This window comes from Candidatus Tectomicrobia bacterium, from assembly GCA_016192135.1.
Lineage (GTDB): Bacteria > UBA8248 > UBA8248 > UBA8248 > UBA8248 > 2-12-FULL-69-37.
This window is the reverse complement of the sequence record JACPUR010000030.1, coordinates 1-24,502: the sequence shown is the minus strand read 5'-3', so window position 1 is coordinate 24,502 and position 24,502 is coordinate 1. Positions and strand designations below refer to the sequence as shown.

Here is a 24,502-nt window from a genome sequence, read left to right as displayed (position 1 = left end):
CCGCTTTTCCAGCGATGCCGGGACCGGAAAGGCGGGGGGCGGAAGGCCTAGTTGGAGGCCTCCATCCGGCCCATGATCCGGCGGAGCAGGCTCTCGGCGGCCTCGAAGTGGGGGTCAAGCACCAGGGCGCGGCGGAGGGTGCCGATGGCCTGGGTGAGCTCGCCCGCTTCGGCCTGGGCGATGGCCAGGTTGTAGTAGAGGACCGGGTCGTTCGCCACCACCTGGATGGCCTTGCGGTAGTTCGCCACGGCCTCGGCGTACTTCTTCTGGCGCCGGAAGGCGATGCCCAGCCGGTTGAAATAATGCGCGTTGGCGGGATCGGCCTCGAGGGCGAAGGCGTATTCCTTCTCCGCCAGGTCGGCGCGCCCGGCCGCCATGAGGAACTCCGCCGCGGCGGCGCTGCGGGCGGCCGGGGAGGAGGCCTCTCCCCCCGCCTCGATGCCCCGGTGGATGGCCAGCCGCGCGCCCTCTTCGTCCCCCTGGGCGAGCAGGGTCTTGGCCAGGGAGAACTGGCGGTCCCGGTTGCGCGGGCTGATCTGGGAGGAGGCGGTGTAGAACTTCACCGCCCCGGCCGTGTCCCCCTCCTCCTCGAGGAGGGCGCCGAGGCTGTCGTAGGCGCGGGCGTAGGTGCGGTCGAGCTCGATGCTGCGGCGGAAGCACTGCTTGGCCTCGGCCTGGGCGTCCATCGCGCCGAGGAGGCTGCCCGCCTCGCTCCACACGCGGGGGGACTCGGCGCCCTCCCGCTGGGCGGCCTGGATCTCCTTGCGGGCCTCGCCGAAGTCCTCGATGTCGATGAAGGCGGCGGCGCGGGCCAGGTGGGTGTAGGCCTTGGCCATCGAGTTGTAGCGGGCGACGGCGCCGCGGACCTTCTGCTGCAGGTCCTCCTGGGTGATCGGCTTGAAGAGGTGGCCGTCCACGTCGTAGTCGCGGGTGGCGGCGATCTCCGCCTCGTTGAGCTGCCCGACCCGGCTCATCATCAGGAAGGGGAGATACTTGGTGAGGGGGAAGGTGCGGACGTCGCGGAGGAACTCGACGCCGTCCGTGTCGGAGGCGCCCCAGTCGCACACCACCACGTCCACGGGCTCCTTGAGGAGCACCTCCTTCCCCGCCTTCCCGTTGGGCATGTTGTGGACGATCTTCGCCCCCGCCCCCTGGAGCATCGAGGAGAGGAGGCGGCGGATGCGCGCCTCGCCCTCGATCAGGAGAAAGCGCGAATGGCTGTCCGGCGGCTGCGGCGGCATCCGGCGTCCTCAATCGTCCGTAGGGAGCGCGGCGGCCGGCCCCACGCCGGAGTGCCGCTTGGATCAGGTGGGAATCCCGCTTATTGGAACTAACGAGCCGTCGGCGGCAATTGGAGCAAAACTGTTAAGGCAATCTACACCTGCAGTTAATTCAAGTCAATCTCATCCTGAAACAAACCGTGTGTATTGGTACAAATAATCCAATAAGATACCTGGGACGGCGGCCGGGATCAAGAGGTCAATTTGGGCCCAGCGTGACCCAATTCACTGATTCCCAAAAGATTCCGCCTCCCGCCGAAAAGGGTTACACTCAGGGGACTTCCGGCCCGAAGGAGTCCCCGTATGACCATCCCGAGCACCTCCCCCTGCATCGTCATCGGCGGGGGGGCGGTGGGCCTCTCTGTCGCCTACCACCTGGCCCGGGCCGGGATGAAGGGCGCCGTCCTCCTCGAGCGGGGCGCCCTGGGGGAAGGCTCCACCGGTGCCTGCATGGGGGGCATCCGGCTGGACTTCTCCACCGAGGTGAACGTGCGCTTCTCCCTGGCCGCCCTGCCCCGCTGGGAGGGCTTCGCCGGGGAGTTCGGGGTGGACCCGGGCTTCCGCCGGGTGGGCTACCTCATGCTCGCCAGCCTGGAGGAGGACTGGGCCCTCCTCCAGGAGAGCCGCGCCCTGCACGCCCGCCTCGGGGTGCCGAGCGAGCTCCTCCCGCCCGAGGAGATCGCCCGCCGCTGGCCCTTCATCCGGACGGACGACCTGCGCGGGGGGAGCTTCTGCGGGGCGGACGGCTACGCGGGCCCCCAGGAGGCCGTCCAGGGCTACGCCCGGCGCTGCCGGGAGCTGGGCGTCCGCATCCTCCAGGAGACCCCGGCCACGGGCATCCGCATCGAGGGCGCGAGGGTCCGGGGGGTGGAGACGCCACGGGGGAGCATCGAGACCGATTGCGCCGTCTGCTGCGCCGGGCCCTGGGCGGCCGAGGTGGCCCGCATGGCCGGGGTGGAGCTCCCGGTCCGGCCCATCCGCCGCCAGGTGTTCGCGAGCGGGCCCGTCCCCGGCCTCACACCCGGGATGCCGCTCACCATCGACCTTGGGCAGCACACGACCTACAAGCCCGAGGGGGAGGGCTTCATCCTCTACGGCCCCCAGGACGCGGAGCCCAGCTACAACACGCGCGTGGACTGGGAGGCCGCCGAGTGGGCCGTCGGGCGCGCCGCGAGGCGAATCCCCGCCTTCGAGCGCGCGCGGATCCTGAGGGGCTGGGCCGGGCTCTACGAGGTGACGCCGGACAACCACGGCATCATGGGGGGCTTCGCCGGGCTTGAGGGCTTCCACGCGGCCGCCGGCTTCAGCGGGCACGGCTTCCAGCACAGCCCCGCCATCGGCCAGGCCATGGCCGAGCGGATACTGGAGGGCGAGGCCCGCTCCGTGGACATCGGCCCCCTCGCGCCGGACCGCTTCGCGCGGGGCGCCGCCCTGCCCGAGCGCCTCACCGCCCACCACGCCGAGGCGGGGTAGGGGGGAGAATCGTGAACCGATGTCATTCCGAGGGAGCCCGCCCAGGCGGCTCGCCGCCTGGGGACCCAAGAGAGGGCGACCGAGGAATCTGCTTTGGGGACGCAGTGCCTGCGGCTTACGGAATAGCGATGGCAGGACCCATGTGTAGGGGCGGTTCGCGAACCGCCCCTACAATGACCGGAGGCCCATCGATCCGTGGGCATATTGCCATACGCCCCTACGCGGGACCGGCCGAACGTCCGTGATTTCGAATCCAGAAGCAGATGCCTCGCTGCACCCGGAATGAAATCATTACAGATCTGGCCTGTCTTCTCTTGAGAGTCAGCGAGGGTTATCATGCTCCCGCCATCTCGCCAGGAGCCGCCGCCATGACCGGGGAAACCGCGCCCCGTCCGAGGAAGCGCAAGTCCCTCTTCGTCGCCTTCCTGCTGTGGTTCTTCCTCGGCATCGTGGCCGCGCACAAGATCTACCTGGGCCGGGGGCGCGAGGGGGTGAAGCTCCTCCTCGCCTACTTCTTCATCCCCCTGGGCGCGGCGGCGGCGGCGATCATTGTCCTCCACGCCTTCGGCGTGCGGCTCGTCGCTGGGCCGCTCCGGCCCGAGGACCTCCAGGCGCTCGCCCGGAGCCGGCCCTTCGCCCTCCTGGCCGCCCTGGTGACCGCCGTGCTGACCGTCATCTGGATCTGGGATTTCCGGGTGCTGGTGCGGCAGGTGCGGGAGCACAACGAGGCGGCGGCGCGGGAGGAGCGAGCCGGCAAGAGGGAAGAACCGCCCAGGGTCCCGGCCGGCTGAGCCGAGGCCGTCAACGGCCTTCGCATTCAGCCTTGCCGGTGCTTCCCGCCCAGGGCCTCCTCCCAGGAGAGGTAGCTCTCCATCGCCTCGCGGCCGATGTCGTAGGGCTTCAGGGCCACGTCCTGGGGCGTCTCGTCGAGTCCCTTCTCCCCCTCCTGAAGGGGAAGCCCGGCCGCCGCCCAGGCCCGCTTGCCCCCGTCGAGATAGGCGGCGCGCGCGTAGCCCATCTCGACGAGCGCCCGGGCCGCCAGGGCCGAGCGCATGCCGTCCGCGCAGGTGACGAGGACGGGCGTCTCCTTCTCCCTGAGGAGCTTCTTCGCCCGTTCCTCGAGCCATCCCCTCGGCACCCAGGATGCCCCCGCGAGGTGGCCCTTCCGGAAGCCGGGGCTCGGGTCCACGTCGATGACGTACGAGATCGCCGTCACCACCCGCGCCGCGGAGGGGGCCAGGCCGCGCGCGACTTTCCGCGCCTCCGCCAGCCCCAGGGGCTCCGCCGCCTCGGCGGGGCTCTCGCCCGAGGCGCCCTCCTCCCCTTCCCGGAGGGGCAGCCCCGCCTCGCGCCAGGCCGCGACGCCGCCGCGCAGGGCCGACGCGCCGAGCCCCATCCGCCGGAGCCAGTAGGCCGTCATCACCCCGCGCGCGCTGGCGTCGCAGCAGGTCACGACCCGGGCGGCCCGCACCGCCACCACCTCGTCCGTGCGCTGGACGGCCTGCCCTCCCGGGATGGAGAGGGCGCCGGGGATGTGCCCCGCCCGGAACTCCGGCGCGAGCCGCACGTCGAGGAGGTAGACCGTCTCCTCGTCCGCCCTGGCCAGGAGCGCCCTCAGCTCCCCGACGGAGACGAAGAGGATGCCCTCCTCCGCCGCGATGCGCGCCGCGAGCTCCTCGGCGTAGGCCCGGCTCCTCTCCGAGGGAGCGGGGATCTCGCCCGGCTTGCCCCGGTCGAGGGGAAGGCCCGCGAGCATGATGCCCATCCCGCCGTTCCGCAGCGCCCGCGCCGAGGGGATGCCGAGACGCCGCAGCGTCTGGGCTCCGATGATGCTCCGGGTGCGCCCCGCGCAGTTGATGACGAGGGGGGTGCCCTGGTCCTGCATGAGATCCCAGGCGTGGAGGATGAGCTCGCCGCCGGGGAGGCTCCGCGCGGTGGGCACGGAGAAGCGCTCATACTCGGCCTCGGTCCGGGCGTCGAAGATGCAGGGGGAGGCGCCGCTCCCGATCAGCTCGTAGAGCTCCTTCGCCTCGATCTCGGGCACGGCATCCTGCACGTGGATCTTCTCGCCGAAATCCTTGCTCGGCACGTTCGTGCCGCTCACCGTGGGCAGGCCCGCGGCCTTCCAGGCGGCGAGGCCGCCCGCGAGCGGCCGGACGTCCGCGTAGCCCAGCTCCTCGAGGGTCCGGGCCGCCCGCCCCGCCCGCGCGCCTCCCTCGTCCACGAGGACGACGGGGGTCTTCTTCACCGGCACGAGCTTGGCGATGCGGAACTCGAGGCTCCCCCGGGGGAGGTTCGTCGCGCGGAAGACCTGCTCCGCGTGGAACTCCATGGGCTCGCGCACGTCCAGGACGGCGTGCGGGGCGGCGCCCTCCATGAGCGAGCGGAGGTCCGGGGGCTTGATGGGCGTCGGCATTCAGCCTCCCCAGCGAGAGGGGATTCCCGCCAGGCGGCGCAGCACCTCGATGATGGCTCCGGTGTCGGCGTCGGCCAGGCCGTTCACCTCCGCCGCCTGCAGCACCTGCTGGTGCGCCTGCTCGAGCGGCATCGGGGCGCCCAGCTTCTGGCCCTGGGCGAGGATGAGCCGCACGTCCTTGTGGTGCTGGCGGACGCGCGAGACGGGGTTCCCGTAGTCCGCCTCGATCATGATCCGGCCGCGCTGGTCCATGGCCTTGCTGTAGGCGGCGCTGTCCTTGAGCACGGCGAGCAGGGTCTCCATCTCCACCCCCGCTTTCATCCCGAACACCAGACCCTCGGCCAGGACCAGGCGGTTCAGCCCCAGCACGTGGTTGATGATGAGCTTGGTGAGCGCCCCCGCCCCGTTCGCGCCCAGGTGGTAGACCGAGCGGGAGAAGCAATCGATGACGGGCCTGGCCCGCTCGAAATCCGCCTTCTCCCCTCCAACCACGGCGACCAGCCTGCGCGCCCAGGCGTCGTTGCTGGCCCCGCTCAGGCTCGCGTCCAGGAAGCCGATGCCCCTCTCCCGGAGGAGGCGGGCCGTCTCGGCCGAGTCGTCGGGGCTTGAGGTCGAGGCGTCGATGACGATGAGGCCCGGCTCCGCCGCCTCCGCCACGCCGTCCTTGCCTAAGCACACCTCGCGCACGGTGCTGCTGTAGAGAAGGGAGGTGATCACGAACTGGGCTCCGCGGGCGGCGCCGGCGGGGGAGGATGCCGGCCGGCCGCCCCGGCCCTCCAGCTCCTTCACCCGGGCCGGCTCGATGTCGAAGCCGCTCACCTCGTAGCCGCTCTGGATCAGGTTCCCGCTGAGGGCCGAGCCCATGAGGCCCAGGCCGATGACGCCCACCTTCCCCTTCCCACTCATCAGGATAAACTCCCTATCGCGAGGAATTGTTCCGGTCAAAGGTGAAATTCGCTCTCGGGTCTTCCCATGGGCGAAAGCCGCCGGCCGCCCTAACCCCCGCTAAAACCGGGGCCGGCCCTTCTCGGCGTAGCCGACCAGCTCGGCGAAGCCCGCGCCCGTGACGAAAACGCCGCCCGATCGGCCCCCGGCCTCGACGCCCCCTTCCCAGTAGATCACCCGGGTGCTCCCCTCCGTGGTGAGTTCCTGGTCCTCGGCCAGGGGGATGACGCGGAGCTCAATGCCCTCCCCCGGCACCCGAACCCGCCACCCCATCGGATAGACGGCTCCGCTCACGGGGCTCTTCCATGTCCCTGCGGGCTCGAGGCGGAAGGCCTCCCGGGGAAGATGCCGCGCCCGGCCGTCCGCGTCCACCACCGTCCCGCTGCTGTGGGGGTCGGGCGTGCCGTCCTCGCGCCGCATGAGGTAGAGCATGAGCTCGCGGCCGTCCGAGAGCTGGAGGCTCAGCCAGTCCCAGCCCGCCTGGCCGGGGGCGAGCTGGTTCGAGCCGAACTCGTGATCCATCCAGGCCGAGCCCTCCACCCGGTAGTCCTTCCCGTCCACCGTCAATCCGCCCCGGGCCGCGAGGCGGGTCAGGGAGTAGTAGTGCGAGGCGCGCCCCTCGCCCTCCCCCTTCCGGCTGATGCCGTCCTTCCCATGGACGACCGGAGGCTTCCGGGACTCGAGCGAGAGCGCGAGCCGGGCCCCCACCCCCTCGGCCGCGAGGCGGATGGACCCGTCCTTCTCCCCCTCCGCCCGCCAGTCCCCGATCCAGACGTTCAGGCGTCCCTGGTCCGCGCCGGATTCCCCGAGCGCCCCCCGGCTGAAGCGCTCGGTGTGGCGGTGGCGCTTCGTCCCCGCCTCGAGCAGCGCGAAGTGCGCGAGGTAGAGATCGGTCAGGGCCCAGCGGCTCCGCCGGGGCGCCTCGCCCGCCACGGGCGGCCGCAGCCCCGAGCGGAAGAAGGTGATCATGAAGGCGAAGCGCTCCCCGCCCTCCGCCTTCAAGTGCCCGGAGAAGTACCACCACTCGGTCTTGAAGGCCGGATGCGTGCCGTGGTCGCGGGGGAACCCGTAGACGTAGCCGGGCCGGGCGGGCCGCCAGAGGGGGGCCTCGGCCGCTTGCGCGGGGAGCGCCAGGAAGAGCAGGGCGAGGGCCAGCGCGCGGCGCATCACTCCTCCCGCACCGCGGCGGCGATGGGGGCCCGGGCCGCCGCCCGGGCGGGCACCGCCCCCGCCACGAAGGCGGCCATGACCGCCACTCCAAGGTAGCCCCCCACCGCCAGCCAGGGAAAACCGTAGCGGATGGTCCACCCGAAGCTCTGCTTGTTGATGACGTAGATGAGGATGGCGGCCAGCGCCGCCCCCGCCGCCCCGCCCAGGAGGGCCGAGAGGAGGCCCAGCAGCCCCGCCTCCCCCATCACCGCCCCCGCGGCGCCCCGCCGGGTGAGGCCCAGGGAGCGGAGGACCCCGATCTCCCGGCGGCGCTCCAGCACGTTCGAGCTCAGCGCCGTCGCCACCCCCAGCAGGGCCACCAGCACGGCCACCGCCTCGAGCGCGTAGGTGATGGCGAAGGTCTGGTCGAAGACCTCCATCACCCGGGCCCTGAGCCCCGCGTTCGAGATGATGACCATGTTCGGGTCGAGAGTTCTCTCCATCTCGCGGGAGACCCGCCCCCGGTCCGCACCCTCGTCGAGATAGACCGCCATGGAGCTCACCCGCCGGTCCCCCCAGAGGCGGCGGAGCAGCGCCCGATCGATCACGGCGTGCCCGCCCTCGGTGGTGTAGTCGTGATACACCCCGGCGACCCGGAGGGGCACCTCCCCGCCCGGCGAGGGGAGCCGGATGACGTCCCCCCGCTTCAGCCCGAAGCGCAGGGCGAAGGTCTCGGTGACGACGGCCTCCCCCCGCTCCCGGGCACGGCGCAGGATTTCGGCGGATTCGCCCTCGAGGAAGAGCAGCCGCCCGCGCTCCGCCACGACGGAGAGATCCCCGGCCGAGAGGTTGATCCACTCCCCGCGCCAAGGGAGGCGGAGGCTCCGGAATCCGTCCACCGCAGCCACGCCCTCGATGCGGCGGACCCGGCCGAGCGCCTCCTCCGGAAAGCTCGCCCCCGAGCCCTTGATGAAGCGCGAGGCGGGGGCGGCGTAGAGGTCGGCCCGCAGGGTCTGCTCCGTCCAGACGGCCACCGTCCCCCGGAAGCTCTCGATCATGATGACGAGGCTGGCCAGCATGGCCATGGCCGTGGCGAGAGAGGCGATGGTGGCGGCGTTGCGGCCCGGGTTCCGGCCCAGGCCGTGGGCCGCGAGCCAGAGGGTGCGCCCCTGGCCGGGCAGGCGCCGCAGGAGGGCGGCTCCTCCCGCTGCCAGCGCGGGGCTCGCCAGGGCCACCGCCGCCAGGGCCGAGGCCGCCGCGAGGTAGCCCGCCACCGGCACCCCCTCCCACGCCGGGAGCCACGCCAGCCCGAAGGCAATCCCCGCCGCGAGCAGCGCCCCCGCCAGCGTCCCGCCGAGCCAGCGGGGGTCCGGGGCCCCTCCCGCGCCCGCCGCCCCCAGCTCGCGCGCTCCCTCGGCGGGGGCGACGCGGGCCGCCGCCAGGGCGGGCCCCAGCCCCGAGAGAAGCGCCACCCCCGTCCCCGCCCCCACGGCGAGAGCGAGGAGCAGGGGATCGAGGTCCACCCGGCCCGCCTCGAGGAAGGCGTAGAGGTTCCGGATGGTCACCGTCATCGCCCGCAGGGCCCCCCGCGCGAGGAGGACGCCCAGCAGCACCCCCAGGAGGGAGCCCGCCAGCCCGATGAGGGCGGCCTCCGCCGCGAACATCCAGCCCACCTGACGCGCCGTCATCCCCAGGGCGCGCAGCCGGGCGATCTCCCCCCGCCGCCGCACGACGGAGGCCGACATGGCGTTGAAGATGAGGAAGGAACCCACCAGGAGCGAGATGACGCTCAGCACGGTGAGGTTCAGCCGGAAGGAGGCGAGCATCTTCTCCACGTCCTCCCCGCGCCGCACGGGGCGCTCGGCGGCCGCGCCCGGGGGAAGCAGGGCCTCGATGCGCTGCTTCACCTCCTCCAGCCGCGCCGGGTCCTTGAGGATGAGGTCGACCCGGTCGAGCTTTCCGAGGCGGCCGAAGGCCTCCTGCGCCGCCCCGATGTCGAGGAGGGCGAGCCGCCCCTCCATCGCCTCGGCCAGGCCCGAGGGCCGGAGCACCCCGCGCACCCGGAAGCGCAGGCGGCGCTCGGCCTCGATCTCGATCCAATCCCCCTCCCCCGCCCCCAGGTCATCGGAGAGGGCGCGGGCGATGAAGACGCCCCTCGGGTCGGCGAGCCGCTCGAGGAACTCCGCCAGCGGGAGCTCCCCCTCGGTCCTGTAGCCCCGGAAGGCCGGGTCCCCGAGGAGGTCGACCCCCAGCACCAGCACCGCCCGGCCCTGGGAGGGCGCGCCGCGCCGCCAGCGGTCCGAGCTTCCGCCCGCCTTGCGGACCCAGGCCGTCTGCTGGATGACGGGCGCGGCCTTCCCGACGCCCTCGGCCTCGCGGAGCCTGGGGAAGAGGTCCTCCGGGATTCCCAGGTCGCCGCCCGAGACGTGGAGGTGGGTCTTCCCGGCGATGGCGTCCAGGCTGTTGCGGAAGGCGCGAACGGCGGTGGCGTTCGCGAGCTGGATGGCCAGATAGACGGCCACGCCGAGCGCCACCCCGGCCACGGTGAGCGAAAGGCGGAAGGGCTCCTGGCGCAGCCGCCGCCAGGCCAGCCGCCGCAGGAGCGCGAGCCAGGGCGGCGTCCTCATGGGGCCTCCTCCACCAGGCGGCCGTCGAGGAGGCTCACGCGGCGGGCGGCCAGGGCGAGGGGTTCCCGGGCGTGGGTGGCCATGACGAGGGCCGCGCCCTCCTCCCGGGCGAGCCCGGCGAGAAGATCGAGCATCTCCCGCCCGATGCGGGAGTCGAGGTTGCCAGTGGGCTCGTCGGCCAAGAGGAGCCTGGGGCGGGGGACGAGGGCCCGCGCCAGGGCCACGCGCTGCATCTCACCGCCCGAGAGTTGGCGCGGCAGGTGCTCCATCCGCTCCGCAAGCCCCACCCGGGCGAGCATTTCCTCCGCGCGGGCGGAGGCCTCATCCCAGGAGAGTCCCTGGAGGATGAGGGGCAGCGCCGCGTTCTCGCGCGCCGTCATCGTGGGGAGGAGGTGGAAGAACTGGTACACGAAGCCGACCTCCTCGCGGCGGATGCGGCTCAGCTCGGCGTCGCCGAGCCCGTCCAGGGCGCGGCCCCCGATGAAGACGCGCCCGGCCGTCGGCTCGTCCATCGCCCCCAGGAGGTGAAGGAGGGTGCTCTTGCCCGAGCCGCTCGGGCCCGTCACGGCGAGGAATTCCCCCGCCCGCACCGCGAGGTCCACCTCCACGAGGGCGCGAATGGGGGCGCCCCCCCGCAGGTAGGTCTTCGTCACCTTATCGAGCCGCGCCGCCTCTTGGCCCATTCACGCTCCAGGTTGCGGCGGCGCGGCGGCCCCGCTAGGGTGGGGGCTCCGCCCCGTGCGATGCAGGGGACCCACCATGTTCGAGGCCCTCTCCACCGTCTTCCTGATCGGGCGCGACCTCGCCGCCTCGCGCCGCTTCTACTCGGAAATTCTGGGCCTGGATGAGGCGAGCGTCCAGCGCGACCACGTGCGCTACAAGATCGGGGAGGCCTTCCTCGTCGTCCACGCGCCCATCCCGGACAAGGAGATGCGCGCCTGGAACCTGGAGCCCCTGCGGGAGCCGCGCGGCTCGGGGGTGGTCCTCACCCTCCGCCCGGCGGACGTGGACGCCGCCCACGCGGCGCTCCGGGAGCGCGGGGCGGACATCCTCTTCCCGCCCCGCGACGCCCCCTGGGGGGTGCGGCTCTTCATGGTGCGCGACCCGGACGGCTTCCTGATCGAGGTGAGCCGGCCTATCTCGTAGGGACAACCCCTTGCCTGCATATGGAATGGGACCCGATTTTCTCCCTCTCCCTCTGGGAGAGGGGCGAGACGCCAAACAAGCCGATGAGGCGTACGGAAACGCACCCTTAGAAATACCGTCCCGGACCCCGCTCCAATCCCTTGCCGCTTCCCTCAGCCCAGCCCCTCGAAGAGGCTCGCCTCGGGCCTCCGCACCGGCACGTCGCTGCGGATGAGGCCGAAGGTCTCGTCCGGGAAGGTCCAGCGGGCCGTGATGCGCATGAGGCGCCAGAAGGCGCTCCCGCCGATCTGGCTGCGGTGGGCCTTGAGCGCCCGCCACTTGAGCGGGAGATAGGGGCGGATATCCACCCGGGCGGAGATCTCCTCCTCCGCCGAGCCGAAGAGCTCCTCCCGGAAGCCGGGGCGGTTCATCGGGGTCTTCTGGCCGAGGAGGCGCAGGAGACGCCAGGCGCGCAGGAGCCGCTTCCTCGAGAAGGCGGTGTGGTAGACCTTGGGCACCCGCCAGGGCGCTTGGTCCGGCGCGGGCCGCTCGGCCTCCTCCAGGGCGGCCATCGCCGCGCGGTGGGCCATGACGTGGTCGGGGTGGCCGTAGCCTCCTTTCGCGTCGTAGGTCACGAGGACGTGGGGGCGGTGCTCCCGGATGAGCCGGGCGAGGCGCCCGGCCGGCCCCTCGATGGGCTGGCGGGCGAAGGAGGCGGGGTCGGCGTTGCTTGCCCAGCCCGCCATGCCCGAGTCCCGGTAGCCGAGCGGGTAGAGGCCGCCGATGCCCAGGATGCGGGCGGCCTCGCGGAGCTCCTCCAGGCGGATTTCACCGAGGCGGGCGCGGTCCTCGGGGCGCTCCCGGGGGCGGAGGCGGCTCAGGCGCCGGTCGAGCACCTCGCCCCATTCCCCGTTGGTGCAGGTGACGAGCACCGTCCGGTGCCCCTCCGCCGCGGCGCGAAGCAGGAGGCCCCCGGTCGAGCTTGCCTCGTCGTCGGGGTGGGCGTGCACGGCGAGCAGGGTGAAGGGCGCGCCCGATCCGGCTCCCGGGGCCATCGGGGCCTCCATGCGAGGGGAAAAAAATGCCGCCGGCGACGAGCGCCGGCGGCACCGGATCAGGTCGGGCCTGGTCCTACCTGTGCTCCCAGACGTCCCCGCTGCGCAGGAGCGCGTCGAGGTCGCCCTCGCCCTTGGCGCGGGCGGCGGCCACCTGGTCGTCCACCAGCTTCTCGAAGGATGGCCTCTTCATGCGGCGCAGGACGCCCAGGGGCATGGGGCCGCCCTCGGCGTCCAAGCGGCTCAACAGGAACGCGTAGCCGCCATGGGTGTCGTTCTCGCGGTGGACGGCGATGTCGGGCGAGTCGGCGGGGACGATCTCGGCCTTGAAGTCGTGGATCCGGATGCCCTTGCGGTCACCCTCGGGGCCGAAGACGAGGGGCTTGCCATCCTCGAGGTAGAGCACGTTCTGCTCCTTCATGCCCTTCTCGGTGTACTGGTGCCAGGCCCCGTCGTTGAAGACGATGCAGTTCTGCAGGATCTCGAGGAAGGCCGTCCCCTCGTGCTTGGCGGCCTCGGCGAGCATGGCCGCCATGTGTTTCTGGTCGCGGTCGGTGGTGCGCGCAATGAAGGTGCACTCGGCGCCCAGGGCCAGGGCCAGGGGATGCAGGGGGTAGTCCACCGAGCCGAAGGGAGTGGACTTCGTACGGGCGCCGGCGAGGGAGGTGGGCGAGTACTGGCCCTTCGTGAGGCCGTAGATGCGGTTGTTGAAGAGGATGATCTTCAGCCCCACGTTCCGGCGCATGGCGTGGATGAGATGGTTGCCGCCGATGCTCAGGGCGTCGCCGTCGCCCGAGATGACCCACACCGAGAGCTCCGGGTTGGTGACCTTCACGCCCGTCGCGATGGCGGGCGCCCGCCCGTGGATGGTGTGGAAGCCGTAGGTTTCCATGTAGTACGGGAAACGGGAGGCGCAGCCGATGCCGGAGACGAAGACGAAGTTCTCCCTCGGGATCTCCAGCTCGGGGAGAACTTTCTGCATCTGCGCCAGGATGGCGTAATCGCCGCACCCCGGGCACCAGCGCACGATCTGATCGGACTGGAAGTCTTTCCGGCTGAGGCCGAGACTCACGACGCCGTTGGATTTTGCCTGGGTAATCACGCTAGAGGAGCTCCTCAACCTTCGAGATGATCTCGCTGACCATGAAGGGGCGGCCTTGGACCTTGTTCAGGCCGACGGCGTCCACCAGGAATTCCGCCCGGATCAGCTTCGAGAGCTGGCCCAGGTTGAGCTCCGGGACGAGGACCTTGTCGAACTTCTTGAGGACCTCGCCCAGGTTGGGCGGGAAGGGGTTCAGGTGCCGCAGGTGCACCTGGGAAACCGAGGCCCCCCGCGCCTGGAGCGCCTCGATGGCGGCCGTGATGGCCCCGAAGGTGCCGCCCCAGCCCACCACGAGCACCTTGCCGGACTCCTTGCCGATGACCTGGACAGGGGGGATGTCCTTGACGATCCCGGCCACCTTGGCGGCCCGGGTGCGTACCATGTGCTCGTGGTTCTGGGGGTCGTAGCTGACGTTGCCGGTGATGTCGGCCTTCTCCAGGCCTCCGACCCGGTGCTGCATCTTCGGCGTGCCCGGGACGACCCAGGGCCGCGCCAGGGTGGCCTTGTCGCGCAGGTAGGGCTTGAAGTCCTCGGGATTGGTGAGGAACCGGACGGGCATCTCGGGGATGTCCGCCGCCCGGGGCAGCTTCCACGGCTCGGTCCCGTTGGCCAGGTAGCCGTCGCTCAGGAGGAGGACCGGGGTCATGTATTTGACTGCGAGCCGGCTCGCCTCGATGGCCGTCCAGAAGCAGTCCGAGGGGGTGCAGGCCGCCAGGACGGGAACCGGGCACTCGCCGTTGCGGCCGCACACGGCCTGGAGGAGGTCCGCCTGCTCGGTCTTGGTCGGGAGGCCCGTGCTGGGGCCGCCGCGCTGGACGTTGCAGATGACCATCGGGAGCTCGGCCATCACGCCGAGGCCGATGGCCTCGCCCTTGAGCGCGATGCCGGGGCCGCTCGAACAGGTGACGGCCAGGGCGCCCGTGTAGGAGGCGCCCACGGTCGCGGACATGGCCGCGATCTCGTCCTCGGCCTGGAAGGTGAGCACGCCGAACTTCTTGTGCCGGGAGAGCTCGTGGAGCACGTCGCTGGCGGGGGTGATGGGGTAGGCGCCCCAGAACAGCGGGAGCCCCATCTTCTTGGCCGCGGCGATGAAGCCGTAGGCCAGCGCCACGTTGCCCGAGATGTTGCGGTAGGTGCCGGGGGCGTAGGTGGCCTCTCGCACGACGTAGTGATGCTCGAAGATCTCGGCCGTCTCGCCGAAGAAGTAGCCCGCGTCGAAGGCCCGCAGGTTCGCGTTCAGCACGTCGGGCCGCTTGCCGAACTTGTCATGAATCCACTTCTTGGTGGGCTCGACGGGGCGGGAGTACATCCAGGACATCAAGCCGATGGCGAAGAAGTTCTTGCAGCGGTCCGCCAGGTTGGACTGCAGCTCCATGTCCTCGAGCGCCCGGCGCGTCATGGAGGTGATGGCCACCTCGTGGATCTTGTAGGCCCCGCGGATGGCCTCGTCCTGGAGCGGGCTGGACGTGTAGCCGGCCTTCTCGAGGTTCTTGTCGCCGAAGTTGTCGACGTTGGCGATGATGACGCCGCCCTTCTTCAAGTCGCCGAGGTTGGCCTTGAGGGCGGCCGGGTTCATCGCCACGAGGACGTCCACCTCGTCGCCGGGCGTGTGGACCTCCTTGTTGCTGAAGTTGATCTGGAAACCGCTCACGCCCGCCAGCGTGCCGGCAGGGGCCCGGATCTCGGCCGGGTAATCCGGGAAGGTGCTGAGGTCGTTGCCCGCCAGGGCGGTGGCGTTCGTGAAGCGGTCGCCGGCCAGCTGCATCCCATCGCCCGAGTCTCCGGCGAAGCGGATGGCGACGGTATCCACCTCGACGATTTGCTTGCTGTCCTTCCCGTTGCGTCCCGCGGATTCCACCATAGGTTTGATTGTCCTTTGGGCGGCCCAGCCTGCGCCCGCGCAGTCCCGCCGCGGGCGAGCCCGGGCGGGCGAAGAGGAGAAAAAGCATCTGCCGGAAGCCTCTTTCCCCGGCGCGCATCTCGATTGCGGCTCGATTCTTGAGTCGGCGATTTCCGTCCAAGCCCAAGACCAGCATCCATTATGGAAAATCCTGGGCAAGGCGTCAACAAATCAAGAAGATAATTTTGTCTTTTTAGACGAGTGGAGTCTTTTTAGACCACTCTCAGACCTCCCTGAAATCCGACCCACGGCCGTCCAGTCCCAGCCGCCCGGCCGCCCCCTGCATGGCCTCCAGGGTGAAGGCAATATGATCCTCCAGAGGCATCTCCAGCTCCCGGGCTCCCTTCTCGATGTCCTCCCGGTTCACCCCCCGCGCGAAGGCTTTGTCCTTCCATTTCTTGCGGACGCTGCCCGGCTTGACCTGCCGGACGTCCCTCGAAGGGTTCACCAGGGCCACCGCGGTGATGAGGCCCACCAGCTCGTCCACGGCGAAAAGGGCCTTGGCCAGGCGGCTCTCCCGGGGGACGTCCAAATACTCCGCGTGGCCCAGGATGGCCTGGAGCATTTCTTCAGGAGCCCCCTTCTCCCTCAGGTGGGCCACCCCCACCCGGGGATGCTCCTCCCGGGTGGGATGACGCTCGTAGTCGAGGTCGTGAAGGAGGCCCGTGAGACCCCAGAGCCCCTCATCCTCCTGGAACTTAAGCGCGTAGGCCCGGAGCGCCGCCTCGACCGCCAGGGCGTGGGCCCTGAGGCCGGGGCCCTGGGTCCATTCGAACAGCAGCGCCTCGGCCTCGGAGCGGGTCCAGTCCATCCACCTCCTCCCATGACAAACGGGGGATGTGCCTCCGCGCTTCCCCAAGATCCATCGTCCCGGCATCCGCCTGGCCTGTCAAGGAAGCCGCGCATCTGGCCGGAGACGGGCCCCTGTGCTACATATGGGAACGCTTCGCGCTTCCCCTTATTCCTTCTTTCAATGGCTCACATGGGAGACGCCCTCATGCTTCTGAACAAGCCCCGCGCGCTGGAGCTGATGCGAGAGCACGGCCTGGCCGCCGCCATCGGCACCACCCATGAAAACGTCACCTACCTGACCGGCCACGTCGGCTGGGCCACGCGGGTCTACCGCCAGCGGAAGAGCTGCGCCGTGGTGACGAACGATCCCTCGGCGGGCACCGACCTCATCCTCAACCGGGGCGACAACACCTACTACGCCGCCTACGGCGGCTACGCCGAGCGCGTCTACTCCTACGGCGGCCAGGCCTACCACGTCGAGCCCGCGGGCTGGAAGCCCCAGGATCCCGAGATGAGGCGCTACTTCGAGCTCCACGAGAGCGGGGGCAAGCACAAGACCCTGCTCGACGGCCTCCTGGCCGCCCTCAAGACCCGGGGGATCAGCAAGGGCAAGATCGCCCTGGACGAGGAGGGCTGCGCCCCCGAGCTCTTCGCGGCCCTCAAGGAGAAGCTCCCGGACTGCGAGTTCATTCCCGGCTCGGGGCTCTTCCTCATGATCCGGCTCGTCAAGACCGAGGACGAGATCAAGGCGCTGCGCGAGGCGGCCCAGGTGAACGAGAACGCCATCGGCGAGGTGTTCCGCTTCCTGCGCCCCGGCGTGGCCGAGAACGAAGTGGCCGAGGTCTGGCGCCAGGCGGTGGCCAAGCCGGGCGGCATGTGGCATTGGTTCCACTTCAACAGCGGCCCGCGCAGCATCTTCATCTTCCCCCCGACGGACCGGAAGCTCCAGAAGGGTGACCTCTTCATGTTCGACGCGGGCCTCTTCCACAAGAACTACAACGCCGACACCGGCTCCTGCGGCTCCATCGGGGAGCCCCCCGCCCAGGCCCGGAAGGAGTGGAAGGCCATCGAGGAGGGCTTCCACGAGGCGGTGAACACCGTGAAGGAGGGGGTGACGGGCGGGCAGGTCTACAAGGCCCTCCTCAAGGGCATCAAAGGCCGCTGGCCGCAGTTCGACGCCCCCTTCGCGGGCCACACCATCGGGCTCGAGGCCCGGGAGTTCCCCTTCATCCTGGGGGACGAGACCAGGCACAACCAGCCCTTCCTTCCCAAGACCTCGGAGATCCCGCTGCCGGCCGATTCCGTCATCAACATCGAGGCCCCGGTCGGCACCTGCGGCTTCGGCGGCTACCAGATCGAGTACTCGGTGGTGGTGAAGCCGAACGGCTGGGAGCCCCTCCTCAAGCAGGACCGGCATTTCCGGGTGATCGGGGGGTAGGGGGGATGCCAGCCAGCTCGATGGGACATCCCATGCAGGGGCGGTTCGCGAACCGCCCCTACGGGCAAATGCGGACCATTCCCATCCCGGGCGGCCGCGGGGGAGAAGCCTGGCCACCGATGAACGGCGCGTCACCCCTTTCCCCCCGCTGGGCCGGCCTAGGTGTCCGATGATATTTCATCTGCGGGGGCGCACGGCCGTGCGCCCCCGCAAGAACATTGCCGTCACAGGTTCGCCCTACCCCTTCCGCACCCGGAGCCGGAAGACGATGTCCCGCGCCCGGAAGAGCCCCGAGAGGTGGAACTCGTAGATCTCGGGGAAGCGGTTGGCGAGCCAGGCGACGCCCAGCCAGCGGTGCAGGCGGCAGAAGGTGAGCCGTCGCTCCAGCACCTCGAAGCGGGCCTTCGTGTAGAAGGGGAGCATCTCGTAGTAGCACTCGAGCAGCCGATTGGCCCACAGCCGCCAGCCCTTCGAGGGGTCGGGCCCCCCCTCGGAGACGAAGCCGAAGAGCTGGACCGAGAAATGGTGGCGGTGGGTCGGGTCGGCGAACGAGCAGGGGTTGGAGAAATGGGGGGTGACGCCCTCGACCTCCGCCCCGTCGCGCGAGACCCGGTGAATCTCCTCCAGGAGCCGGAGCGGGCTCTCCACGTGCTCGATGATGTGGCGGATGACCACCCGGCCGAAGGCGCCCTCCCGGAAGGGGAGGCCGTCCCGCGAGGCGTCGCCCCGGACGTCGGCGTCGGCCGCGGGGTTGAGGTCGAGCCCCACCGCGCCCGGGGCCTTGGCCCGGCCGCATCCCACGTCCAGTGTCCGCACGCAGCCTCCGGCGCTCGGGGCGGGAAGTCCCGCCGATTATAAGGAAGCCGGGAGAGCGGGCAACCCCGGCGCCCGGCATCCGCGAAACGCGCGCGAAAAACAGCCCTTCCGTGGAAAAAACCGGCCGGTACATGAAAGTGCGCGAAATTGGCGTAAGTGGCATCCGCCCGGGATGGGTTATCTTTTCTGTGGCGGGCGCGGCCGCGGTCGCCATTCGGGGAGAAGAATCCCCGCCGGCGGCCCCGATTCGGGCGGGTTGACCACCGCCCGAAAAAAGGGTGGGATGATTGGGAATCCCGCCTAAGGGAGGCCTTCCTATGACACCAGGGATGGATGGAGAGCTGGGCCGCCGCGAATTCCTCAAGCGCTCCGCGATGGCGGGCTTGGGCGCGGGGCTGCTCGGCCTGGCTCCGTCCATCGGAGAGGCCGCCCCGGCGGCGCCCCGGGTGCGGAGCTACCGGCCGCTGGGCAAGACGGGCCTCGAGATATCGGACATCTCCTTCGGGAGCAGCCGCCTCGGCCAGGGCGAGGAGCGGGTGGTGCTCCACGCCCTTGAGCGCGGCATCAACTACTTCGACACCGCCGAGAGCTATACCGGCGGGGCCTCCGAGACCACCATCGGCAACGCCCTGCGCGGCAAGCGGGACAAGGTCTACCTGACCTCCAAGGTCTACGTGAGCGGCGGCGAGACGGTGCGGTCCTTCATGTCCTCCCTGGAGGGGAGCCTGCGCCGCCTGCGCACCGACCACGTGGACGTCTACTTCCACCACGCCGTGAACGACGTGGATCGCCTCAAGAAGCCCGAGTGGCACGAGTTCACCGACCTGGCCAAGAAGCAGGGGAAGATCCGCTTCACCGGGGCCTCGGGCCACGCCGGGCGCCTCATCGAGTGCATGGACTACGTCATCGACTCGGGCCGCTTCGACATCATCCTCGTCTCCTACAACTTCGGCCAGGACCCCGCCTTTTATCAGAAATTCACCCGGGGCTTCGACTTCATCTCGCGCCACCCGGATCTCCCCCGGATCGTCCAGAAGGCCAAGTCCAAGGGAGTCGGCGTGGTGGCCATGAAGACCCTGATGGGGGCCCGCCTGAACGACATGCGGCCCTACGAGCGGGGCGGCGCTACCTTCTCCCAGGCGGCCTTCCGCTGGGTGCTCTCGAACCCGGGCGTGGACGCCCTCATCATCTCCATGACGGACCGGGAGCGCGTCGACGAGTTCCTCGGCGCCTCCGGCTGGAAGACGGCGGCCCGGCAGGACCTCCCCCTCCTCTACCGCTACGCCAAGCTGAACGGGGCGTCCTACTGCCGCCACGCCTGCAACGACTGCGCGGGCGCCTGCCCCGTCGGGGTGCCCATCGCGGACGTTCTGCGCACGCGGATGTACGCCGTGGACTACGGCGACCTCCGGCTCGCCCGCAGCGAGTACGCCCTGCTCGGCGCCGGGGCCTCGGCCTGCCTCACCTGCGCGCACCAGGCCTGCGCGGGCTCGTGCACCTACGGCCTCCCCGTCCAGACCCTCCTTCGGCCCACCCACCGGATGCTTGCCGGGAGGAGGGAGCTGGCCGTATAGGGTAAGTGCAGCGGTTCGCCGGTCCGCCGTTCCGAGGGAGCCCAGGCGGCTCCCGCCGGGGCGCCGAAGAATCTGTTTGTCGCGCGCAGAATGACGGCAAGGCCATTCGGGCGGAATCCGCGGCCCCGGCCGCACAGCCAGGAGCGGTACCATCGACATCGTCATCACCGGAGCGAACGGCGCCGTCGGCCAGGGCCTCATCCGGCACCTGGGCCGGAGCTCCACCATCGTCCCGACCAGGCTCCGCGCCCTGGTGCGGAGCCTGGAGCGCTCCCACGGCCTGCGGCCCCTGGACGCCGAGGTGATCGAGGTCCGCTACGGCGACCCCGCCTCCGTGCGCGCCTGCATCGAGGGGGCCGACGCCGTCGTCCACCTGGCCGGGGCCCTCCTTCCCCGGCCTCCCGAGAGCCTGATCGAGGCCAACACCGACTCGACCCGCGCGGTGGCGGAGGCGGCCCGGGCGGCGGGGGCCAAGCACTTCGTCTACCTCAGCTTCCCGGGCGCCGACCCGGCCTCGCGGAACGGCTATCTGCGCTCCAAGGGCTTCGCCGAGGAGATCCTCCGCCAGAAGCCCTTCTCGGGCGCGATCTTCCGCGTGCCGATGATCCTGGGCCCGGGCTGCCCCTCCATGCGGAAGCTCCGCCAGCTCGCGGGAGCCCCCCTCACTCCCCTCGTGAGCGGCGGCTCCGTGCGGCTCCAGCCCATCGCCCTGGCCGACGTGCTGGGGGCCATCGAGTGGGCCCTCTCCCTTCCCCCGGACGAGCCCCTCAAGGTGCTGGACCTCGTGGGGCCCGAGACGATCTCCTACGCCGACCTGCTGCGGCGGGTGGGCCAGCGGGTGGGGAAGCGCCCCCGCATCTTCCCCATCCCCCGGGCGGCCGGCTGGCTGACGGCGGCGCTCATGGGCCTCCTCGCTCCCTCGCTGGGCTGGAACCGCTCGGTGTTCGATATCCTCTTCAAGGAGCACCTGGGCGACGCCTCCCTGGCCCGGGCCGTGGTGCCCTTCCCCCTCACCCCCGTGAACGAGACGCTGGACCAGGCCCTCTCCCCGGGCGCGGGCTGAGCGTGGCCCCGCCGGAGCCGGCCCCAAAGCCCCGCCCGGACCGCCCGGCTCTCCTCCGGCAGGCGGTCCCGCTCGCGCTCACCCTCCTCATCTTCGGCGTCATCTTCTGGCGCATCCCCTTCGACCGCTTCGTGGAGGCTCTCTCGAAGGCCGACATCCCGCCCTTCCTCCTGATCATGGCCTGCATGTCCACGGCGTATTTCCTGGTGGACACCTTCGTGCTCTCGCGGATGATCCGCTGGTTCCACGGGCCCATCCGCTACCGGGAGCTGCTGCCGGTGCGCGCCGCTACCTACATCGTCTCCATCATCAACACCCAGCTCGCCCAGGCGGGGCTCGCGCTCTACATCCACCGGCGCTTCGGGACCCCGCTCGTCAAGCTCGCGGGCACGGTGGGCGCCCTCATCCTGCTGGAAGTGACGAACCTCTACCTCTTCGCAACGCTGGGGATGCTCTCGTTCCCGGGGCGGGCGCCGGCCGCGCTTCTCCTGGCGCCGGCGGCGCTGGCCGTGGTCTGGTGGGCGGTGATGCGGGCGGCGAGGGGGGGCCTGGGGCCGCTGGGGAGGCGCCTCGGCTCGGGGGAGCTCCTCGCCAGCTTCCGGGAGCTTCGTCTCCGGCAGGCGGCGGCGGTGCTGGCGCTCAAGGGCTCGATGACCCTGCTTTCGGTCTTCGTCCACGGCCAGGCGCTCCGGTTCTTCGGGATCGAGATCCCTTTCCTCCATCTCCTGGCCTTCCTGCCCGTCGTGTTCTTCATCGGGGCGCTCCCGGTGACGGTGGCCCACCTGGGGACCTCCCAGGCGGCCTGGATCTTCTTCTTCCGCGGGCAGGCCCCGGAGGCCGACCTCCTCGCCTACAGCCTGGCCTCGCACCTCACCTTCATGCTGGCGAACGGGTGCTTCGGCCTCGTCTTCCTCCCCCGGGTGTACGCCGACCTCTTCGGCGCCCGGCGCCCAGCTTCGCCAGGAGCACCATGAAGGCGTAGAGGGAGACGGCGTCCCCGGCCCGGGCCAGGACCCCCCCCCATTCCGCGCCTCCCGCGAAAGCCGCCTCCGCCGCCACCGCCCCCGTCATCAGGTAAAAGAGCACCCCGGCCGCCCGGCCAGCCGCGCCGGCTTCGCGCTCCGGCCCGCGCCAGAGGAAGCGCCCCCCCAGCACGAGCACCGCCGCGGGGAGCCAGAACCCCACCCGCCCCGTCCAGGCGGCGGCGGAGAGGGCCGCCGCGTTGAACATGATGTCCGCCAGGGGATCGAGCCGGGCCCACAGCGGCCGGGCGCCGCCCGAGCGCCGGGCGAGCGGGCCGTCGGCCAGATCGGAAAGGGGGAAAAAGAGATAGAACGCGAAAAAGCCGGGACCCAGGCTTCCGCCCCGCAGCAGCCACAGGGCGAACAGGGGCGCCGCCAGAAGGCGCGCCAGCGTCAGCCCGCGCGCCGCCCAAATTCCCGCCGAGAGCGCCGTAAATTTCATTTTATAGCCCACTGAATCGCTCGGTTATGCCGGGCCAAATATCGAACAACTCTCTTTCAATCCGGGCATTGACAGCGCCCGCACCCTACGCTCAAGTGCGCTCGCCGCTTTGAACCAAGGACCGTTCGAGAGAAAGCCGCCGCGCGGGCGCGGCGTCCGGAGCGGAATCACCTCAGTCTACCACCGCGGCGGCGGCCGCCGCGCCCGGCGAGGAGATCCATGCCGAGATACGCGATGGCCATCGATCTGCGCGCCTGCATCGGCTGCCACGCATGCACGATCGCCTGCAAGGCCGAGCACGACATCCCCATCGGCGTGTGGCGCTGCTGGGTGAAGGAGGTGGAGAAGGGCCTGTTCCCGGACACGCGCCGGGAGTTCCTCCCCGTCCTGTGCAACCAGTGCGGCGACGCCCCCTGCAAGAACATCTGCCCGACGGGAGCGCTCTTCCGGCGCCGGGACGGCATCGTGGACCTCGACGCCGACTGGTGCATCGGCTGCAAGTCCTGCATGGCGGCTTGCCCCTACGACCAGATATTCATCGACCCCAACACCAACACGGCCGAGAAGTGCAACTTCTGCGCGAACCGCCTCGAGTCGGGCATCGAGCCCGCCTGCGTCGTGGTGTGCCCCACCCAGTGCCGGGTATTCGGCGACGTGGACGACCCCTCCTCCAAGATCTCCCGGCTCACGGCGCACGAGCCCATCACCGTGCGCAAGCCGGAGTACAACACCCGCCCCAACATCTACTACGTCGAGGGGAGCCGGGGGCTCCTCGATCCGACGCACGCGGCACAGTCCGGCATCTACAAGCAGGGCGAGATGGACGAGCTGCGCAAGGCGGCGATGCCGCCCTGGGAGAACAAGCGGGGCGCGAGCCGCACGGTGTACGACACTTTCCACAAGACGCCGTGGGGGGAGCAGATCGAGCTGTATCTCCTGACCAAGGGCCTGAGCACGGGCCTCTTCGTGCTGAGCCTCCTCTTCTGGTGGCAGGGCTTCGAGAGCTCCCTCTTCTCGGTCTGGGCGCCCGTCCTGGGCGGCCTGCTCCTGGCGGGGACGGGGGCTCTCCTCATCACCGACCTCAAGCGCCCCGAGCGGTTCTACTACATCCTCCTGAGGCCGAACTGGGGGAGCTGGATGGCCTGGGGCACCTGGTTCATCGCGGCGAACGGCCTGCTCATCGGCCTGTGGGTGCTTGCCGGCCTCGCCGGCGCCGAGGGGCTGATGGAGGCCCTGCTCTGGCCCGCCGTCCTCTCGGGCGTCCTCGCCTCGATCTACACCGGCTTCTTCTTCGCGCAGGCGTCGGCCCGGGACCTCTGGAAGGGGAGCGAGAACACCCTCGGCATCGCCGCCCAGTCCGGCCTGAAGGGCGCCGCCGCGCTCCTCTTCCTCGCGGCCCTGCTGCCCATCCGGGAGCGGGAGGAGGCGGTCATCGCCCTGGGCGGCGTCCTGGCCGTCCTCGTCCTCCTGCATACTTGCATTCTGGCCTTCTCGGTCCTGGCGCACCGCTTCGGCGCCCCGGCCCACGAGCGGGCCATCGAGCTCCTCGTGCGCGGGCCGTTCCGGAGGGATTTCTGGGGGGGCGCCATTCTCCTCGGCTGCGCCCTGCCCCTGCTGCTCCTCTACTGGCGGGGCCTGGGCGGCTGGGGCTCGGTCGCGGCCGGCCTGCTCGCGCTGGCCGGCTCCTACTTCTGGGACAGGGCGTGGGTGCGGGCCGGGCAGGCCGTGCCCCTTTCTTAGCGGAGCCTCTACGATGGCGGCGAACCACCTTCAGGCGGCGCGCGGGGCGCGCGACATCTCCTCCCTGGGGCGGCCCGATCTCCTGGCCCGGGCGGAGCCCCCCGCCCCCGCGGGCCAGCGGAACTCCACGAACCTGAACGGCGCCCTGGCCTCCTATCCCTCCCCCGACAAGTGGGACCACTGGACGGAGTTCGAGAGCGCGCAGTGGCCCCGCAAGATCCAGCGCAACTACATGCTGGTGCCGACCCTGTGCTTCAACTGCGAGGCGGGCTGCGGCCTCCTCGCCTACGTGGACAAGGACGACCTCAAGATCCGCAAGATCGAGGGGAATCCCCTCCATCCGGCCTCGCGGGGCCGCAACTGCGCCAAGGGCTGGGTGACGCTCAACCAGATCTATGACCCCGACCGCATCCTCTACCCCCTCAAGCGGGCCGGGAAGCGCGGCGAGGGCAAGTGGGTGCGCGTGAGCTGGGACGAGGCCCTCGACGACATCGCCGCCCGGATGCGCAAGGCCATCCAGGAGGACCGCCGCAACGAGATCAT

The 24,502-nt window shown here is 70.7% G+C and carries 21 protein-coding genes; 9 read left to right on the top strand and 12 right to left on the bottom strand.

Going from position 1 to position 24,502, the window contains the following annotated elements; genetic code table 11:
- Positions 1-47: 47 nt before the first annotated feature.
- On the bottom strand, positions 48-1,241 hold the full coding sequence (locus HYZ11_12410) for a tetratricopeptide repeat protein (GenBank protein MBI3128401.1): 1,194 nt from the start codon (positions 1,239-1,241) through the stop codon (positions 48-50).
- Between the two features lie 342 nt (positions 1,242-1,583).
- Between HYZ11_12410 and HYZ11_12405 the strand changes: the two genes are divergently transcribed.
- Both HYZ11_12405 and HYZ11_12400 read left to right on the top strand, forming a co-directional pair.
- Positions 1,584-2,753, top strand: coding sequence for an FAD-binding oxidoreductase (locus HYZ11_12405; GenBank protein MBI3128400.1), 1,170 nt, complete (start codon positions 1,584-1,586; stop codon positions 2,751-2,753).
- A gap of 368 nt (positions 2,754-3,121) precedes the next feature.
- On the top strand, positions 3,122-3,544 hold the full coding sequence (locus HYZ11_12400) for a TM2 domain-containing protein (protein ID MBI3128399.1): 423 nt from the start codon (positions 3,122-3,124) through the stop codon (positions 3,542-3,544).
- A gap of 26 nt (positions 3,545-3,570) precedes the next feature.
- Here HYZ11_12400 and HYZ11_12395 read toward each other — a convergent pair whose 3' ends face one another.
- The 5 genes from HYZ11_12395 to HYZ11_12375 form a co-directional block, all read right to left on the bottom strand.
- The gene (locus HYZ11_12395; protein MBI3128398.1) at positions 3,571-5,169 is read right to left on the bottom strand and encodes a sulfurtransferase; all 1,599 of its coding nucleotides are present in this window, start codon (positions 5,167-5,169) and stop codon (positions 3,571-3,573) included.
- Positions 5,170-6,075: an NAD(P)-dependent oxidoreductase gene (locus tag HYZ11_12390; GenBank protein ID MBI3128397.1), complete on the bottom strand. Its 906-nt coding sequence runs from the start codon at positions 6,073-6,075 to the stop codon at positions 5,170-5,172.
- Positions 6,076-6,174: 99 nt separating this feature from the next.
- Complete coding sequence (locus tag HYZ11_12385) at positions 6,175-7,281, bottom strand: carotenoid 1,2-hydratase (protein ID MBI3128396.1); 1,107 nt, start codon at positions 7,279-7,281, stop codon at positions 6,175-6,177.
- The gene (locus HYZ11_12380; protein MBI3128395.1) at positions 7,281-9,890 is read right to left on the bottom strand and encodes an ABC transporter permease; all 2,610 of its coding nucleotides are present in this window, start codon (positions 9,888-9,890) and stop codon (positions 7,281-7,283) included. The genes HYZ11_12385 and HYZ11_12380 overlap by 1 nt, the downstream gene beginning before the upstream one ends.
- Positions 9,887-10,573 carry an ABC transporter ATP-binding protein gene (locus HYZ11_12375; GenBank protein ID MBI3128394.1) on the bottom strand — a complete coding sequence of 229 codons (687 nt, stop codon included), beginning with the start codon at positions 10,571-10,573 and terminating at the stop codon, positions 9,887-9,889. The genes HYZ11_12380 and HYZ11_12375 overlap by 4 nt, the downstream gene beginning before the upstream one ends.
- 76 nt (positions 10,574-10,649) lie before the next feature.
- Here HYZ11_12375 and HYZ11_12370 point away from each other — a divergent pair, with 76 nt between their 5' ends.
- Positions 10,650-11,036, top strand: a complete 387-nt coding sequence (locus HYZ11_12370; protein MBI3128393.1) for a VOC family protein — start codon at positions 10,650-10,652, stop codon at positions 11,034-11,036.
- A 152-nt stretch (positions 11,037-11,188) separates the two neighbouring features.
- Here HYZ11_12370 and HYZ11_12365 read toward each other — a convergent pair whose 3' ends face one another.
- The 4 genes from HYZ11_12365 to HYZ11_12350 form a co-directional block, all read right to left on the bottom strand.
- On the bottom strand, positions 11,189-12,070 hold the full coding sequence (locus tag HYZ11_12365; GenBank protein MBI3128392.1) for a PIG-L family deacetylase: 882 nt from the start codon (positions 12,068-12,070) through the stop codon (positions 11,189-11,191).
- Between the two features lie 76 nt (positions 12,071-12,146).
- Entirely contained in the window at positions 12,147-13,052 is a 906-nt protein-coding gene (locus HYZ11_12360) for a 2-oxoacid:ferredoxin oxidoreductase subunit beta (protein MBI3128391.1), read from the bottom strand.
- Between the two features lie 121 nt (positions 13,053-13,173).
- Positions 13,174-15,033 carry a 2-oxoacid:acceptor oxidoreductase subunit alpha gene (locus HYZ11_12355; GenBank protein MBI3128390.1) on the bottom strand — a complete coding sequence of 620 codons (1,860 nt, stop codon included), beginning with the start codon at positions 15,031-15,033 and terminating at the stop codon, positions 13,174-13,176.
- Between the two features lie 262 nt (positions 15,034-15,295).
- Positions 15,296-15,883, bottom strand: a complete 588-nt coding sequence (locus HYZ11_12350) for an HDIG domain-containing protein (protein MBI3128389.1) — start codon at positions 15,881-15,883, stop codon at positions 15,296-15,298.
- 186 nt (positions 15,884-16,069) lie between these two features.
- Between HYZ11_12350 and HYZ11_12345 the strand changes: the two genes are divergently transcribed.
- Positions 16,070-17,302 (top strand): aminopeptidase P family protein, encoded by a 1,233-nt coding sequence (locus tag HYZ11_12345; protein MBI3128388.1) that lies wholly within the window; start codon positions 16,070-16,072, stop codon positions 17,300-17,302.
- A gap of 237 nt (positions 17,303-17,539) precedes the next feature.
- Here HYZ11_12345 and HYZ11_12340 read toward each other — a convergent pair whose 3' ends face one another.
- Positions 17,540-18,118, bottom strand: a complete 579-nt coding sequence (locus tag HYZ11_12340; protein ID MBI3128387.1) for a class I SAM-dependent methyltransferase — start codon at positions 18,116-18,118, stop codon at positions 17,540-17,542.
- Between the two features lie 317 nt (positions 18,119-18,435).
- On the opposite strand from HYZ11_12340, the gene HYZ11_12335 reads away from it, so the two are divergent.
- The 3 genes from HYZ11_12335 to HYZ11_12325 all read left to right on the top strand — a co-directional run bounded on the left by HYZ11_12335 (position 18,436) and on the right by HYZ11_12325 (position 21,729).
- On the top strand, positions 18,436-19,692 hold the full coding sequence (locus tag HYZ11_12335; GenBank protein ID MBI3128386.1) for an aldo/keto reductase: 1,257 nt from the start codon (positions 18,436-18,438) through the stop codon (positions 19,690-19,692).
- Between the two features lie 115 nt (positions 19,693-19,807).
- The gene (locus HYZ11_12330) at positions 19,808-20,755 is read left to right on the top strand and encodes an NAD(P)H-binding protein (GenBank protein ID MBI3128385.1); all 948 of its coding nucleotides are present in this window, start codon (positions 19,808-19,810) and stop codon (positions 20,753-20,755) included.
- Positions 20,756-20,757: 2 nt separating this feature from the next.
- Entirely contained in the window at positions 20,758-21,729 is a 972-nt protein-coding gene (locus HYZ11_12325) for a flippase-like domain-containing protein (GenBank protein MBI3128384.1), read from the top strand.
- On the opposite strand, the gene HYZ11_12320 is transcribed toward HYZ11_12325, so the two are convergent.
- Positions 21,632-22,219: a CDP-alcohol phosphatidyltransferase family protein gene (locus tag HYZ11_12320; protein ID MBI3128383.1), complete on the bottom strand. Its 588-nt coding sequence runs from the start codon at positions 22,217-22,219 to the stop codon at positions 21,632-21,634. The two genes, HYZ11_12325 and HYZ11_12320, sit on opposite strands and share 98 nt — an antisense overlap.
- Positions 22,220-22,438: 219 nt before the next feature.
- On the opposite strand from HYZ11_12320, the gene nrfD reads away from it, so the two are divergent.
- Together nrfD and HYZ11_12310 are read left to right on the top strand one after the other, a co-directional pair.
- Entirely contained in the window at positions 22,439-23,959 is a 1,521-nt protein-coding gene (gene nrfD, locus HYZ11_12315; GenBank protein ID MBI3128382.1) for a polysulfide reductase NrfD, read from the top strand.
- A gap of 13 nt (positions 23,960-23,972) precedes the next feature.
- The coding region (locus HYZ11_12310) for a molybdopterin-dependent oxidoreductase (GenBank protein ID MBI3128381.1) at positions 23,973-24,502 on the top strand (530 nt) is incomplete at its 3' end.

Bases quoted from the DNA above. Each gene is read 5' to 3' on its own strand.
- HYZ11_12365 (MBI3128392.1), bottom strand. From the start codon at position 12,070: ATGGCCCCGGGAGCCGGATCGGGCGCGCCCTTCACCCTGCTCGCCGTG.
- nrfD (MBI3128382.1), top strand. From the start codon at position 22,439: ATGCCGAGATACGCGATGGCCATCGATCTGCGCGCCTGCATCGGCTGC.
- HYZ11_12320 (MBI3128383.1), bottom strand. From the start codon at position 22,219: ATGAAATTTACGGCGCTCTCGGCGGGAATTTGGGCGGCGCGCGGGCTG.
- HYZ11_12400 (MBI3128399.1), top strand. From the start codon at position 3,122: ATGACCGGGGAAACCGCGCCCCGTCCGAGGAAGCGCAAGTCCCTCTTC.
- HYZ11_12410 (MBI3128401.1), bottom strand. From the start codon at position 1,241: ATGCCGCCGCAGCCGCCGGACAGCCATTCGCGCTTTCTCCTGATCGAG.
- HYZ11_12345 (MBI3128388.1), top strand. From the start codon at position 16,070: ATGCTTCTGAACAAGCCCCGCGCGCTGGAGCTGATGCGAGAGCACGGC.
- HYZ11_12380 (MBI3128395.1), bottom strand. From the start codon at position 9,890: ATGAGGACGCCGCCCTGGCTCGCGCTCCTGCGGCGGCTGGCCTGGCGG.
- HYZ11_12335 (MBI3128386.1), top strand. From the start codon at position 18,436: ATGACACCAGGGATGGATGGAGAGCTGGGCCGCCGCGAATTCCTCAAG.
- HYZ11_12375 (MBI3128394.1), bottom strand. From the start codon at position 10,573: ATGGGCCAAGAGGCGGCGCGGCTCGATAAGGTGACGAAGACCTACCTG.
- HYZ11_12385 (MBI3128396.1), bottom strand. From the start codon at position 7,281: ATGCGCCGCGCGCTGGCCCTCGCCCTGCTCTTCCTGGCGCTCCCCGCG.
- HYZ11_12370 (MBI3128393.1), top strand. From the start codon at position 10,650: ATGTTCGAGGCCCTCTCCACCGTCTTCCTGATCGGGCGCGACCTCGCC.
- HYZ11_12395 (MBI3128398.1), bottom strand. From the start codon at position 5,169: ATGCCGACGCCCATCAAGCCCCCGGACCTCCGCTCGCTCATGGAGGGC.
- HYZ11_12360 (MBI3128391.1), bottom strand. From the start codon at position 13,052: ATGCAGAAAGTTCTCCCCGAGCTGGAGATCCCGAGGGAGAACTTCGTC.
- HYZ11_12350 (MBI3128389.1), bottom strand. From the start codon at position 15,883: ATGGACTGGACCCGCTCCGAGGCCGAGGCGCTGCTGTTCGAATGGACC.
- HYZ11_12405 (MBI3128400.1), top strand. From the start codon at position 1,584: ATGACCATCCCGAGCACCTCCCCCTGCATCGTCATCGGCGGGGGGGCG.
- HYZ11_12390 (MBI3128397.1), bottom strand. From the start codon at position 6,075: ATGAGTGGGAAGGGGAAGGTGGGCGTCATCGGCCTGGGCCTCATGGGC.
- HYZ11_12355 (MBI3128390.1), bottom strand. From the start codon at position 15,033: ATGGTGGAATCCGCGGGACGCAACGGGAAGGACAGCAAGCAAATCGTC.